Annotated in this window: 11 protein-coding genes and 10 tRNA genes; 4 read left to right on the top strand and 17 right to left on the bottom strand. The window is 44.1% G+C overall.

The genetic code is table 11. The features are described 5' to 3' along the window. Position 1: 1 nt before the first annotated feature. From rsxC to FS373_RS16335, 10 genes are all read right to left on the bottom strand, one after another. Positions 2 to 2452: an electron transport complex subunit RsxC gene (gene rsxC, locus FS373_RS16380; RefSeq protein WP_322619517.1), complete on the bottom strand. Its 2451-nt coding sequence runs from the start codon at positions 2450 to 2452 to the stop codon at positions 2 to 4. Continuing rightward, entirely contained in the window at positions 2446 to 3015 is a 570-nt protein-coding gene (gene rsxB / locus FS373_RS16375) for an electron transport complex subunit RsxB (RefSeq protein ID WP_144046706.1), read from the bottom strand. Before rsxB ends, rsxC begins: the two co-directional genes overlap by 7 nt. 2 nt (positions 3016 to 3017) lie before the next feature. Then, a complete protein-coding gene (gene rsxA, locus FS373_RS16370; RefSeq protein ID WP_005501820.1) occupies positions 3018 to 3596 on the bottom strand; it encodes an electron transport complex subunit RsxA in 579 nt (192 codons plus the stop codon). A gap of 112 nt (positions 3597 to 3708) precedes the next feature. Then, a complete protein-coding gene (locus FS373_RS16365) occupies positions 3709 to 5613 on the bottom strand; it encodes a GGDEF domain-containing protein (RefSeq protein ID WP_152829883.1) in 1905 nt (634 codons plus the stop codon). A gap of 116 nt (positions 5614 to 5729) precedes the next feature. Next, positions 5730 to 5805 (bottom strand) — tRNA-Asn (locus FS373_RS16360). A 31-nt stretch (positions 5806 to 5836) separates the two neighbouring features. Then, positions 5837 to 5912 (bottom strand) — tRNA-Asn (locus tag FS373_RS16355). 37 nt (positions 5913 to 5949) lie between these two features. Then, positions 5950 to 6025: transfer RNA gene (locus tag FS373_RS16350), tRNA-Asn, on the bottom strand. A 28-nt stretch (positions 6026 to 6053) separates the two neighbouring features. After that, a tRNA-Asn gene (locus FS373_RS16345) sits at positions 6054 to 6129 on the bottom strand. Positions 6130 to 6163: 34 nt separating this feature from the next. Further along, a tRNA-Asn gene (locus tag FS373_RS16340) sits at positions 6164 to 6239 on the bottom strand. Between the two features lie 45 nt (positions 6240 to 6284). Further along, positions 6285 to 6360, bottom strand: a tRNA-Asn gene (locus tag FS373_RS16335). 1033 nt (positions 6361 to 7393) lie between these two features. Here FS373_RS16335 and uvrB point away from each other — a divergent pair. Next, complete coding sequence (uvrB, locus tag FS373_RS16330; RefSeq protein WP_322619516.1) at positions 7394 to 9409, top strand: excinuclease ABC subunit UvrB; 2016 nt, start codon at positions 7394 to 7396, stop codon at positions 9407 to 9409. Between the two features lie 77 nt (positions 9410 to 9486). On the opposite strand, the gene rrtA is transcribed toward uvrB, so the two are convergent. Then, positions 9487 to 10113 (bottom strand): rhombosortase, encoded by a 627-nt coding sequence (gene rrtA, locus FS373_RS16325; RefSeq protein WP_227992871.1) that lies wholly within the window; start codon positions 10111 to 10113, stop codon positions 9487 to 9489. Positions 10114 to 10115: 2 nt separating this feature from the next. Continuing rightward, positions 10116 to 10805, bottom strand: coding sequence for a 7-cyano-7-deazaguanine synthase QueC (queC, locus tag FS373_RS16320; RefSeq protein WP_144046703.1), 690 nt, complete (start codon positions 10803 to 10805; stop codon positions 10116 to 10118). Positions 10806 to 10973: 168 nt separating this feature from the next. Here queC and queE point away from each other — a divergent pair, with 168 nt between their 5' ends. After that, complete coding sequence (gene queE, locus FS373_RS16315) at positions 10974 to 11642, top strand: 7-carboxy-7-deazaguanine synthase QueE (protein ID WP_144046702.1); 669 nt, start codon at positions 10974 to 10976, stop codon at positions 11640 to 11642. Positions 11643 to 11795: 153 nt separating this feature from the next. Here queE and FS373_RS16310 read toward each other — a convergent pair whose 3' ends face one another. The 5 genes from FS373_RS16310 to FS373_RS16290 all read right to left on the bottom strand — a co-directional run bounded on the left by FS373_RS16310 (position 11796) and on the right by FS373_RS16290 (position 13611). After that, entirely contained in the window at positions 11796 to 12857 is a 1062-nt protein-coding gene (locus FS373_RS16310) for a PLP-dependent cysteine synthase family protein (RefSeq protein WP_144046701.1), read from the bottom strand. 193 nt (positions 12858 to 13050) lie between these two features. Then, positions 13051 to 13135: transfer RNA gene (locus FS373_RS16305), tRNA-Tyr, on the bottom strand. Between the two features lie 96 nt (positions 13136 to 13231). Further along, positions 13232 to 13316: transfer RNA gene (locus FS373_RS16300), tRNA-Tyr, on the bottom strand. A 94-nt stretch (positions 13317 to 13410) separates the two neighbouring features. After that, positions 13411 to 13495, bottom strand: a tRNA-Tyr gene (locus tag FS373_RS16295). Positions 13496 to 13526: 31 nt separating this feature from the next. Continuing rightward, positions 13527 to 13611 (bottom strand) — tRNA-Tyr (locus FS373_RS16290). A 124-nt stretch (positions 13612 to 13735) separates the two neighbouring features. Between FS373_RS16290 and FS373_RS16285 the strand changes: the two genes are divergently transcribed. After that, a complete protein-coding gene (locus tag FS373_RS16285; RefSeq protein WP_144046671.1) occupies positions 13736 to 14248 on the top strand; it encodes a VC2046/SO_2500 family protein in 513 nt (170 codons plus the stop codon). A gap of 180 nt (positions 14249 to 14428) precedes the next feature. Then, positions 14429 to 14716, top strand: coding sequence for a DUF406 family protein (locus FS373_RS16280; RefSeq protein WP_152829881.1), 288 nt, complete (start codon positions 14429 to 14431; stop codon positions 14714 to 14716). The last annotated feature ends 113 nt before the right edge of the window (positions 14717 to 14829 follow it).

Here is a 14829-nt window from a genome sequence, read left to right as displayed (position 1 = left end):
ATTAATCCTTATCATGTTCTGTTTCGGTGCTGATTTTCAGGGCCGCTTTCTTCGCCTTGGCTTTAGCTATGGTCGCAGCAATTCGAGCTTTCTTATCATCGACTGGAGCACTTACTGGACTGGTACCGGCTTCATCAGCGCCTTGCTGCGCTGCAGCCTTCTTGGCCTTGGCTCTTGCTATAGTTGCTGCTATTCGAGCTTTCTTGTCGTCGACAGGAGCACTGACTGCATTGGTATCGGCTTCATCTGCACTTTGCTGTAAAGCAGCTTTCTTTGCCTTGGCTCTTGCTACAGTGGCAGCTATTCGGGCTTTCTTATCGTCGACAGGAGCACTGACTGGACTGGTATCGGCTTCATCAGAGTTTTGCTGCGCTGCAGCCTTCTTCGCCTTGGTTTTAGCCACTGTGGTAGCTATTCGAGCCTTTATATCATCGACTGGAGCACTTACTGGACTGGTATTGGCTTCATCAGCGCCTTGCTGCGCTGCAGCTTTCTTCGCCTTGGCTTTAGCCACAGTGGCTGCAATTCGAGCCTTCTTGTCGTCGACAGGAGTGTTTACGGTACTGATATTAGCTGCATCAGAGCTAATACCTGCCGAAGAGTCAGCTGTGTCTTGTTTCAAGCCAGCTTTCTTGGCTTTGGCTCTCGCTACGGCAGCGGCGATTTTTACCTGCCGCTCGTCAGCAGGAGTGTTAGTTTCTGGCATTGAACTTGTTATGTTGCTTGCCTTGTCGTCTTGGATCGCGGCTTCTTTTTGTGCAGCCTTCTTAGCCTTGGCACGGGCCACCGCGGCGGAAATATCTTTGCGTTTGCTCTGTGTTTCAGACCCCGCTGCTGTGCTTGAGCCGCTTGTCGAGTCTGTGACTTGAGGGGCTGCAGTCGAGTTAGCTTCTGCGTTTGCCGCTTCTTTCTTCGCTTTAATTCTTGCCATTGCAAGGGCGACAGCATCTTTATCCGATGAGGACATGTTTGACTTGCGTCTTGCCGCTGAGGCTTTTTGTTTCTCTTCTCTTGCCCGTTTTTCATCTTCGAGGCGTTGGGTTCGAAGATCGAATCTTTGTTTAGCCAGTTCCGCCTGTTTCTTTTCTTCGGCTTCGGCTTTTATCGCAGACTTAGCGATACGATAGTATTCAACTAAAGGGATTTCACTGGGACAAACGTAAGTACAACAACCACATTCGATGCAGTCGGCCAAGTTATAGCTAGTGGCTTTATCGTATTCTTGGGCCTTTGCATGCCAGAATAACTGCTGGGGGAGGAGCTGGGCAGGACACACGTGAGCGCATTCACCACAACGAACACAGGGGAGCTCTTTCTGTTCGGGGGCGAGTTCGTCGCCAGCAGGTAACAGAATACAATTAGAGCCCTTTAGTGTTGGGGCATTGTCGTTATGCAAGGCATAACCCATCATAGGCCCACCTATGATCACCTTGTCATGTTCATTGCCTATGAATTGAGTTTGGGTCAAGACATGAGAGATTGGGGTGCCGATGGGGATCCAGTAATTACCTGGCTCCTGAGTGTTGTCACCAGTGACGGTGACTACACGCTCAATAAGAGGGTAATTACGCAGAATAGCCTCGTTGATGGCATAAGCCGTTGCAACATTCTGCACCACGATGCCAAGTTGAGCTGGAATTGCCCCAGATGGGACCTCTTGCCCCGTCAAAATCTGAATAAGTTGTTTCTCGCCTCCGGAAGGATAAAGTGTCGGTACACTTGTGATCCTGACGCCATCTTTTGGTAGCGAGCTTCGATTCAATGCATGTTGCATCTCCTCAATGGCTTCTGGTTTATTGTCTTCAATGGCGATGATTAGGCGTTTTGGAGTCAGTAACCTATGAATGATGGCGATACCATTGAGGATCTCATCGCTCTTTTCACGCATGATCATGTCATCTGAAGTAATGTAAGGTTCACATTCAATTCCATTGATGATGACTAATTCAATATCACTGGCTGGGCTGAGTTTTATATGGGTCGGAAATGCAGCGCCGCCAAGGCCAGCGATTCCCGCTTGCTGTATTTTCGTCAGCAGTTGTTTGTCTGTTAGCTGGTCGACTTCATCCGCAGAGAGTGCTGGGTGAATATTCCCATCATGAGTCTCTAGCCCATCAGCCTTGATGACGCAGCTCAATACTGCTAATCCTGAGGCATGGTTTCCCGGACGTGTTTCAATGCACGATACATGGCCTGAAGTCGGTGCGTGTGCCGATAGATGGCCAAAATGCGTGCCCTTGGTGAGAACAGCACCTTTAGCGACATAATCACCTTGTTTTACTATCAATACTGCAGATTCGCCGACCTGAGGCAGGGGGACTAGATACTCATCAGCCAGGGGCAAGGTTTTGATCGGTGTTCTGTTAGAGAGCTTTTTTCTCTCTGGAGGATGAATACCGCCAATTGACCGCCAAAGTGTCCCTTTATCAATTTGTTCGAATAAAGTTAGCACTTTACATCCTCATCTATGGTTTTCACTGGGATAGCGTTTAACTTCCAATCCCAATTTTTGATATTTTGTGTGACCGGTAGCATGTCAATGCAATCGACAGGGCAGGGCTCAACACACAGATCACAACCCGTACAGTAATCTGTTATGACGGTGTGCATCAACTTGCCTGTGCCTAAAATGGCATCCACAGGACAGGCTTGAATGCATTTAGTGCAGCCAATACATTCATCTTCACGTATGTATGCGATTTTTTTAACCTGTACTTCCTCGGTCGCAGTCAGAGGCTCAGGATCAACTCCAGCCATATCGGCCAGCTTTTCCATGGTGGCGGTGCCACCGGGAGGACATTTATTGATCTTGTCTCCATTCGCTATGGCTTCAGCATAGGGACGGCAACCCGGGTAACCACATTGGCCACATTGTGTTTGAGGCAGTAAGGCTTCAAGCTGGTCCACCAGAGGATCGCCTTCGACTTTAAATTTTTCTGCTGCGAAACCAAGCAAGAGACCAAAAAATAGTGCGAGGACAGTCAGTAAGATTATTGCGATAAATATTCCAGACATGACTATTTAACTAACCCCGTGAATCCCATAAATGCCAGCGACATCAAGCCCGCGGTTATCATTGCAATGGCTCCACCTCTAAAGGGTAAGGGCACATCTGCAGCTGCGAGACGCTCGCGCATGGCTGAAAACAGGATGAGTACGAGTGAGAAGCCGACAGCGGCGCCAAAACCATATACGGCAGACTGGATAAAATTATGTTTTTCATTGATGTTGAGTAGCGCTACACCTAATACGGCGCAGTTTGTGGTGATCAATGGCAGATATATTCCGAGTGCCCTATAGAGGGATGCACTGGTTTTCTGAACTAACATTTCAGTAAATTGCACTACTACGGCGATAACCAAAATGAAACTCATGGTTCTAAGGTAATCGAGATCAAACGGCAGTAGCAGATATTGATTGACCAGATAACTTAATACCGAGGCCAATGTCAGCACGAATGTGGTCGCCATTGACATGCCTATGGCGGACTCAAGCTTGCTGGAGACTCCCATGAAAGGGCAGAGACCAAGAAATTTTACTAATACAAAATTATTGACCAGAACTGTGCCGATCAACAATAGGAGATACTCACTCATCTCATTTCATTTTTGGGAATAATTATTAATGGTATTATCAGCTTTTCCAGTGCCAGAAACAACACATAGAATACAAGGTTTTAATTAATTGGGTCATATAGCTAAAAAACGATCATTTAGGCTCCAACACCTGTATGGCTTGAGGTTGGGCAATATAATATCCTTGTAAGCCATCGATAAGCATTTTTTCTAGTGTGAGCTTCTCCTCTTGTCGCTCTACACTGGTGGCGATTACTCGAATGCCAAGCCTACGTGAAATGTCTACTATCATCTTGATAAAAAACATATTATTTGTATCTTTCTCGATGGATTCCGTGTAGCTCCCATCGAGTTTGATGAAGTCAGGGCGAACTTCTCTGAAGAACTTAAATGAGCTGAAGCCCATGCCAAAATGCTCCACAGCCACTCGGGCCCCGACACTGTGCATGACCTGAACAAATTTGTAACTGGAGGCTAAATTAGATTGCATACCCGCTTCATTGGTTTCAAAAACGAGTCTTGCCGCGATATGACGTCTCTTTATCAGTTGATCTTTTAACCAGGCGACGAATGATTCTTGCATTATGGATGACGAGCTGATGTTGATGCCGTACGCCCCTTCAAGTGCCGGGGTATCCATCAGTATTTTTAATGTGTTCATCACAATCAACTTATCTAACTCTAAAATCATGCCATGACGTTCAGCCATTGCAATGACTGTTGCAGTAGGCAAAAATTTCCCTTCACTGTTATAAAAGCGAGAAAAGAGCTCTTTATAGACTTTAACTTCGGTTCGGCAGGGCTGTATGGGTTGCTGATAAAATTTTATTGCGCGTCTTCTAATCAAATCTTCGATGGCTAATTTCCAGCGAGTATCACCGTAGACTTCATCGCCATTAAGTCTATCTTGCATATGAAAACAATTAGGGCCTAAGGTTTGTGCAATGCTGACTGCTGTGTCACCTAAGGTGAGTAAGTTCATTGGCTCACTATCATGCCGGTAGGGTACAAGACCAACATGTGCAATCGAATCCGTTTCTAATGTTTGTTGGTATTCGTCGAACAAAGACTTCAAACTTTCGAGAAATGGAATGCCATCTTTCAAAATAAGATCGGGAATGAAAACCGCAAAGTCGGCGGTTGAAATTCGATAGCATTGTGAGTTTGGGTATTTATTTATGGCTTTTCTTATGCAGTTAGCAACTTTCGCTAGATAATCATCACCGGCAGACCGACCATGGTTTTGATTTATCGGCCCAAGCTCACTGGCTTTTATCATAGCCAAGAGGCCAATTTGCTCCTTGCCTAAGGTAGCGAATGATTCGAGTTTTTGGGTGAACTTTATTCTGGTTTCAAATCCTGTAATAGCATCTTGAAAAGCAACACGTTGCAATTTGTCATTTTCTTTAGCCAATTCATCTGAGCGATGTTTAAGTTCTAATTTACATTTCTCAAGGGCTTTGGCTAAGGGGTGAAGCTCAAATGATAACTTTGACGAAGCTAATGCATCGTATGACTGGCTCGATAAGCTCTCTATGTAACTGGTGGCGTAATTGATGGATTTTTTAAAACGGGCCATAACCAGCAGGTAAAAGAGGGCTATTGATAGATAACTTAGCCATAAAACCAACAGAATTTGTATAAACCTGTTGGTCGTGTGTTCGATTAAATCACCTGTGTAGAGTTTAACTTGTAATCGTCCGTTACTGATATCACGTGTATCGGGAAGGTCTATGGGAAAGAGGCGTTCCAAAGTCGTTTCTTTTTCAGGAAAAAGCGTGCCTTGAGTCACATTTTTGCTGCTGTCATCCTTATGGATATATTGAAAAAATTGGAAAGAGGCATGCTTATTTAACTCTGCTAAGAGTTTTTTCCCGTTTGTTGCAGAAAAGGTCGTGTTGTCGAAGGCCGCTTGATAAGTTGCGAGTCTTTGTTGGGATTTGGCTTGAAGCGAATTGTTGCTGTCTAGATAGACAAGGCTAGTGATACCTGCAAAGAGGATAAATAAAAAGGCATGAAAGAGTCTAGATAAGCTCATAAGCGTTCCGTTCGCGGAGATAGAATACATCTATTATTCTAGTAAATTCTGAACGTTATTCTAAACTTAAATGAGGATAAATAGAAAGAGCTAGATTGGAGGTAGTGAAAAAAGATTGGCTCCCCGGACTGGACTCGAACCAGTGACATACGGATTAACAGTCCGCCGTTCTACCAACTGAACTACAGGGGAATCGTTTTTCTTTTTATATATAGGTTTAAAATGGCTCCCCGGACTGGACTCGAACCAGTGACATACGGATTAACAGTCCGCCGTTCTACCAACTGAACTACAGGGGAATCGCTTTAAACATGCTACTGAACTACTTAATTAAAATGGCTCCCCGGACTGGACTCGAACCAGTGACATACGGATTAACAGTCCGCCGTTCTACCAACTGAACTACAGGGGAATCGCTTTAAATAATTTTCTTGAATAAATGGCTCCCCGGACTGGACTCGAACCAGTGACATACGGATTAACAGTCCGCCGTTCTACCAACTGAACTACAGGGGAAACGTTTTCATTCAACTCAGATATCTATTAAAAATGGCTCCCCAGACTGGACTCGAACCAGTGACATACGGATTAACAGTCCGCCGTTCTACCAACTGAACTACAGGGGAATACTTTTAACACATCATTCTGAACGTCTTCAATTTAGGTAACTTTGGCTCCCCGGACTGGACTCGAACCAGTGACATACGGATTAACAGTCCGCCGTTCTACCAACTGAACTACAGGGGAAACGTTAAAGCTACTCGTCGTTGAAGACGGAGCGCATACTAAATCGCTCTTGATGATGAGTCAACTCGAGGAAGAAAAAAAAGTGTAATTATGCTGTTAAGTGCTCATCTAATGTTCGTCCTGACGTAGATTCGCTCATTTTGGTGCTTGTGTGAGCAATTTTTATGGTGTGGGAAACATGATTTACTGCATGACTCTTATTTTTGTCGATTATCTGGTTGGTTCGGACCTAATGAGCTCCCTGAAATTACTGAATTATCTCAATTAGCGCTTTAATGACCATTAACAATAATGAATTGGTGAGTGGTTTCATAAGTGAATAGTAATTAGAGAGGGTTATTAAAGAGAGGCAGTGAGTAGGCATTATCGTTCTCGTTATCATTCTGCTTACTGCACGAGCTCAAGTGCAATCTGCTTCTTTATCACTTCCTACTATAAGCCTTGAAATCTGATGCAGACTTTCATATGTAGTAAAATTACATCTAAGGGTGTTTTTAAGCAGGTTTTATAGGGAGGTGTTAAAACCCCCGCAGGGTAAGGGCTAGATTGAGTTATCCACTAAATCTGTGGATAAGCCTGTGGGTTAAGTCTAAAAATGTGTTTCAAAGCCTCATATACAGGGGGTTGAACTTAAAATCGTCAAAATTTTCACCCTCCAGTAAAATCATTTAAAAATAATAGGTTAGCAAATGCAAGTGTTTATTGTAACCGAGCGGTGCATCGTTACAATAATGTAACTGTAGCGATAGTTCTAGTTGTGAATTAATCCGCCAGTTTCATTGGTTTCCGGTTAACTATTAACCTTATCTACTGTTTTTAATCTATGTTTTAAAATTTCATTAAAAATAAATGGAATTGTCATTATTTTCTGCTACGACTTTAGCGTCAATGATAAGTTTAAGGGGATTAAAGTTTCCGTTATCGCATTATTGTTCCAATTTATCTCGATGGAGATAAATATATCTCATCTTTATTCACACGACTCCCTTAATTGGTTTAAAATAATGCGCTGCTTAAAAAAGGAACTCGGTTAGTGACAGAATCAACATTTCGGCTGGAATCAGAATACACGCCTGCAGGCGATCAACCCAAGGCGATAGCTAAGTTGGTCGATGGCATTGAATCTGGACTTGCAACTCAGACTTTACTTGGGGTTACGGGCTCAGGTAAAACATTTACTATTGCCAATGTTATCAAACAGATGGGGAGGCCAACGATCATCATGGCCCCGAACAAAACGTTGGCGGCGCAGCTATACGGAGAGATGAAAGAGTTTTTCCCGCACAACGCTGTAGAATATTTTGTCTCTTACTACGATTATTATCAACCCGAGGCCTACGTTCCCTCCACCAACACCTTCATAGAGAAAGATGCATCGGTGAATGCACATATAGAACAGATGCGCCTTTCTGCAACGAAAGCACTCCTAGAGCGAAAGGATGTGGTCTTAATCGCTTCGGTATCTGCTATCTATGGTCTAGGTGACCCCAAATCTTATTTGAAGATGTTGTTACATCTAAGACAGGGTGACTTCATGGGGCAAAGGGATATTCTCTTACGTCTCAGTGAACTCCAATACACACGTAACGATATTTCGTTAGATCGTGGTACTTTTCGAGTCAGGGGGGAAGTGATTGATATATTTCCGGCAGATTCTGACAAGCATGCGATACGTGTTGAACTTTTTGATGACGAGATTGAGCGGCTAAGCATGTTCGATCCTCTCACTGGCCATATTATAAAGCGTATAGCCAGGATCTCTGTGTACCCCAAGAGCCATTATGTTACTCCCAGAGAAAACATTATTGCGGCGACAGAAGAGATAAAGGTGGAGCTCAGAGAGCGCAAGCAGCAATTACTGGACAATAATAAGTTAATTGAAGCTCAGCGAATATCTGAGCGAGTTCAATACGACCTGGAAATGATGGTGGAATTGGGTTATTGCTCAGGTATTGAAAATTATTCACGATACCTATCTGGTAGAGCCACCGGAGAGGGGCCGCCCACATTGCTGGACTATTTACCCGATGATGGCTTGCTGATCATCGATGAATCTCATGTCACAGTGCCTCAAATCGGTGCCATGTATAAAGGCGACCGCTCGAGGAAGTCTAATCTGGTGGAATATGGTTTCCGTCTACCTTCTGCGCTCGATAACCGTCCTCTTAAATTTGAAGAGTTTGAGAACTTGATGCCTCAAACCATTTTTGTCTCAGCGACTCCGAGTCAATATGAGATCGATAAGTGCGATGGAGAGATTGCAGAGCAAGTGGTTAGACCTACAGGTTTACTGGATCCCGAAGTGGAAGTCAGGCCGGTGGGGACACAGGTCGATGATCTGCTTTCTGAGATAGGCAAAAGGATTAAGGTCAATGAGCGGGTGTTGGTCACGACACTCACAAAGCGCATGTCGGAAGACTTAAGTGAATATCTAGACGAGCATGGGATCAAGGTGAGATATCTGCACTCAGATATCGATACGGTTGAAAGAGTAGAGATAATTCGAGATCTGCGTTTGGGCGTCTTCGATGTACTGGTTGGCATCAACTTACTGCGTGAAGGCCTGGATATGCCGGAAGTATCACTGGTGTGTATTCTCGATGCAGATAAAGAGGGCTTCTTGCGCTCCGAACGTTCGTTAATTCAGACTATGGGCCGCGCAGCCCGAAATATTAATGGCAAGGTGATCTTGTATGCTGACCGTATCACTAAATCCATGGCGGCAGCCATGGGGGAAACAGAGCGGCGGCGTAAAATGCAGCATCAATTTAATCTCGATAACGGTATAACGCCTAAAGGTGTAGTGAAAAAAATTACCGATGTGATGGATGTGGGCGAGAGAGACAAGGGGATCTTAGGGGATTACCGTAGTCTTAATGTTGCAGAAAATAGGGCTAAATATGTCGTTCAGGATGCGGCAAGTTTAAGCCATCAAATCGATGCACTAGAGAAGCTGATGCATGAACATGCGAAGAACTTAGAATTTGAACAGGCTGCGGCAGTCAGAGATCAGGTGATGAAGCTCAGAGATGCCTTTATTAAAGCTTGATAAATAGAGCTTAACATTAAGCCGCAATACTCTAACCAGTATTGCGGCTTAATTTTGATACACATTCAAGCTCAATGCTATTTATCAACAGGCTTGTCTGCACCTTGTCTACGCAAAGCGCTAATAGCGTAAAGCATTAAGAAGACGATTATGCCGCTGATAACGCCCACAAGATGAGCCTCTGTCGCGACTCTTGCTCCTATCATTTCAGTGACCTCCTGACTGGCACCATAAACCTGCTCATAAGACACTTTGATGATGACACCAACTAACAATAGGTAACCTGACTTTAATCCTGTGGTGATGTCTTTTATCGCGCCGTAGGTAAACAATCCATGCAGCATGCCACTCAATCCTACATATCCGATCAAACCTGGATAAAACAGGTAGAGGCCTATACCTTGAAGCAGACAACAGAGCACGAAGAGCGAAGTGAACAGCAATAAACGATAATGGGTGTGGTGGAGCAGCACTATGACCCAGAGGCCCGCCAGATTCATGAGTAAATGCCAGGCATTGGTGTGAAGCAAGTTGCCGCTCAGTAGTCGCCAATACTCACCTTCACCTATCTCCACTCTTCTATAAGCGAGGGAGTCAGCCAGGTTTAACCAATAGAGCCCTATGCATAGGAGCGTGACCAGAGTGACCAGACAATAACTCGAAGATAACCACTGCCTGATTTTTGTGGGGGCGATAAGCGTCATAGCTATTGAGCTATTTTGGCGGTTAAATCTAACTGTACTTGCGCCTTATTATTCAAGTAGTCATCTAACCCTGTTTGTCTTAATAAACAAGCTGGGCAGGTACCACAGCCTGATCCAATGATATCGTTATAACAGGTCAAGGTCTCATCTCGGACTAAGTCTAGGCTATTATACTTATCGGCAAGTGCCCAGGTTTCGGCCTTATTTAGCCACATCAAAGGAGTAACAAGCTCAAGCTGCCTGTCCATTCCCTGAACGAGCGCCGATGCCATCGCCTTAACAAAGTCATCACGGCAATCGGGATAGCCAGAATAGTCCGTTTCACACACGCCTGTTATCACTGCTTCTGCACCCAGTTGGTAGGCAAAAATCCCGGCTAAAGTGAGAAACAAGATATTACGACCCGGCACAAAAGTATTGGGCAAACCATTGTCCATGAGGGTGTTCGATACGGCGATATCGTCTCTGGTTAATGCCGAAATGGCGAGTTCGTTTAACATGGTGACATCCAGAACTTTATGACTCGCTAGACCAAGACGTTTACCTAGTTCCTTAGCGACTTCAATTTCCTGACTATGACGTTGTCCATAATCGAAGGTGATACCATGGACTTCATCATATTGCTCGAGTGCTTGGATTAAACAGGTTGTTGAATCTTGTCCACCACTAAAAACGACGACTGCTTTTGACATATTGATCACTCAAGTATTTAAATTGTCATCATTTTAACTGACAGACCTTCGCTTGTATAATATCACGTGTACGGTTATCGGCTTTTTACTCATTCTATAGACACTTTAAAGCTTGCCTGTAAACTCAAAATACACTATAAATGCCGGCCATCCTTGTAGAGGTAGACCATGAAGTATCCAGTGAATGAAGTTTTCGAGACCATCCAGGGGGAAGGTGTTTTTACCGGCGTACCTGCTATCTTTGTGAGACTTCAGGGGTGCCCGGTTGGGTGTTCATGGTGTGATACTAAACATACGTGGGATGTTCTTGAGCAAAACCGAGTCGCCCCAGAATTGGTTATCCAGGTTGATGGAGAGATTGGCCGCTGGTCCGAGTTGACCGCGATAGAGCTGATTAACTTTTTTACATGCAAAGGCTTCAATGCTAAACATGTTGTGATCACCGGTGGAGAGCCATGTATCCATGATCTGACAGAATTAACATCAAAGCTTAACAGTCAAGGATACGGGACTCAAATTGAGACCAGTGGTACGTTCGAGGTGAGCTGTTCAGATAAGACTTGGGTCACAGTGTCACCTAAAGTGAATATGAAAGCGGGCATGGCTGTATTGACTCAGGCGCTCGAGCGAGCCGATGAGATTAAGCATCCGGTAGCCACATCTCAACATATTGATGATTTGGATGAACTGCTCGAGGGGATCGAACTCGATGGTAAAACAGTCTGCCTGCAACCCATTAGTCAGAAACCTCGTGCCACAGAGCTTGCAATGAAAACCTGTATCGAGCGTAACTGGCGCTTATCGATACAGACTCATAAATACCTCGATATAGATTAATTCAGCCGTTGAGCCTAGATAGCTAACTTGTGTTAATACCTAGGCGCTAACGTATGTCACATCGAAGCGGTTAAATTTATTACTACCTTAGCTGAGCGCACCAATGTCTTCCTTAGCTTATTCAAGTGCACTCTGGGTTACAGTATTTGATGTCTAGGTTAACTGACCGGTGAGGTCAAAATTCTTGAGTTGGTTGTCAAACTCGCTTAGATCACCTATGTTTTCCTTAATCCACTCAGGGTTGTAGTAAGTGTCCAGATAACGTTCACCGGAATCACACAGCAGAGTGACCAGTGAGCCTGTTTCGCCCTTAGCGTGCATCCTAGCGGCTATCTGTAATACCCCATAAAGGTTGGTTCCGGTAGATGCTCCGGCTTTACGGCCGATAAGCTTCTCTAACCAGTAGATGGTTGCCACTGACGCTGTGTCAGGTATCTTTTCCATATGGTCGATAACCCCAGGTATGAAAGAAGGCTCGACGCGGGGTCTGCCTATGCCCTCAATCTTACTGCCGTTGACCGATGTGATCGAGTTGTCGCCACTGGTGTAGTAATCATAGAAAACTGAGTTGTCGGGATCCACTACACACAGTTGCGTATCGAGTTGTTGATAACGAATATAACGCCCGATCGTTGCCGATGTGCCACCTGTGCCTGGACTCATCACAATCCACTTAGGTATAGGGTGGGGTTCCCTGTTCATCTGCTCAAAAATGGAATTAGCAATATTGTTATTGCCACGCCAATCTGTCGCCCGTTCAGCGTAGGTAAATTGATCCATGTAATGGCCCTTCAATTCACTGGCTAAACGTTCAGATTCTGCGTAGATCTGATTGGAATGATCGACAAAATGGCACTTGCCACCATAGAATTCGATTTGTTGCACCTTCTTCTTCGCTGTGGTGCGAGGCATTACTGCGATAAAGGGTAAGCCTAATAGTCGGGCAAAATAGGCTTCAGATATCGCCGTGCTCCCCGATGAGGATTCTATGACTGTGGTCCCTTCGCTAATCCAACCATTACATAATGCATATAGGAAGAGTGAACGAGCCAGTCTATGCTTCAAGCTTCCCGTTGGATGAGTGCTTTCATCTTTCAAGTAGATGTCGATTCCCATAAGCACCGGGAGGTCTAACTTAATCAAATGTGTGTCAGCACTACGCTGATAATCAGCGTCTATGATTGCGATTGCCTGATTTATCCAAGAAGATGCCATGCTGCCCCTGATTGTTGAAGGTAAATATAACGGAATGTAGCAGATAATAACTAAATTGAATAAATCGTGAAAGTTGAATCTGAGGCTGGATGCGGTAGACCTAGATAGATATGGGGTTCAGGTTGGGATATTTACAAATGGAATTGAGATTACAAGGGGATGTACAGATGAGGTAAGCAGTTTTTGAGAGAAGTGGTGGAGGGAGAAGGATTCGAACCTTCGAAGGCTGAGCCGTCAGATTTACAGTCTGATCCCTTTGGCCACTCGGGAACCCCTCCACATTTTTCTCTTCTGACTAAATATCATTCTACAGCGAGCCATCACTGCAGGACAAAACATTAGCTTTATACACGTCCAAACTAACTGAATAAAGATGGTGGAGGGAGAAGGATTCGAACCTTCGAAGGCTGAGCCGTCAGATTTACAGTCTGATCCCTTTGGCCACTCGGGAACCCCTCCACATTTTTATTCTTTCACGAATATCATTCTAGTGTGAGTGATCACAGCTGGAAATAATATTAGCTTTCACAGGTCTAAAGTCACTAAACAAAGATGGTGGAGGGAGAAGGATTCGAACCTTCGAAGGCTGAGCCGTCAGATTTACAGTCTGATCCCTTTGGCCACTCGGGAACCCCTCCGGATATCTTTATTTTATTTCTTTAGCGCAAATGGTGGAGGGAGAAGGATTCGAACCTTCGAAGGCTGAGCCGTCAGATTTACAGTCTGATCCCTTTGGCCACTCGGGAACCCCTCCTCAATTGCGGCGGCAATAGTAGTCACAAACTACTAGCGTGTAAAGCCTCTATTTGAAAAAAAGCTAAAGTTTTGGTTTAAGCGGTCGATTAACTATCAACGAGTTGATTTATTGATGTTTTTTTATGCTATCGAGTTCAGTATTAGTAAATGAGTCACAATTAGGCACTAGGCTTAATCATGCGATAGATAATGGTCGTCGGGGAGAGTTTGCCCTGTTATTAGCCATGTTATCTACCGATGCGCGTGATATGGCTCAATTTCAAACTGATCAGCTGGGAAAAAACAGTGATGACCAACTGAGAGCAAAGTTTGATATCGCAAAACCTCAGCAATTAGTTAGCGATCTGTCAGTGGATAGCTCGCCGATAGAACACAGTCGTATATTTAGAGAGGGCGGTGCTCGCGCTTTTCAATTGGCCCAAGCTATTCAAGCCGAAGCTATGGTCACCCGAGGAATTGAACCTGTGGAGATGCAAGAGGTACTGACAAATTGTGATCTATTAACACGAGAAAAGTTTATCAGGTCAAAATCGAATGACCTTGACTATGGTTATTCAATAGATCTCGACCTCCCTCATTTTGTCGATATTCTTTCTCAGCAAAGACAGATGAGTCGAATCATTGAGACATGTTAACCAGCGCTTATCATCTTAGGATTCAGTCAAGTGAAATCCTGATACCCTAGTCGTATTTAGAATGACTTAATGGCCACTAAATTTATTGCTTTTTATTGTTGAAGTTTGAGGTATCTGACAATGCCTCAATGACATTGGCGTATAATGCTAAATAATGTTCATTTACGAGACTGATGTTCCATGAAAAATATTCAGAATGCACAATCCGCCCTAGTTAATGATACCTGTAATGATTGCGGTAGTTATGCCGATATTGGCGCCGTGATCGATGAACACGATAGGCAACTGGTCGTTAGCTTCACCGGAGAAGAAGCCTTGGCTGAGTCAGAGTTATTGCGAGATAAAGTTCAAGCCAGATTCGATAATGTCAGGGTCGAGTTAATGAGTGTAGATTCTGATATTAGCCTAACGATTGATTTTGCTTTTAGTGCAGAAAAAATGATTTTCCAATTAGAAAATTCGATATAACATTATAGCCTTGTTGCTCAAAAGTAATATTGTGTGTAGGCTAAATCAAAAATAATAATACCAATAATAGTTTCAATAACTTTGAATATATTAATCATAATTATATGAAGCTT

It is taken from the genome of Shewanella sp. YLB-07 (assembly GCF_009377275.1).
The sequence above is the reverse complement of the archived record's forward strand: the minus strand, read 5'-3'. Positions and strand labels throughout refer to the sequence as shown.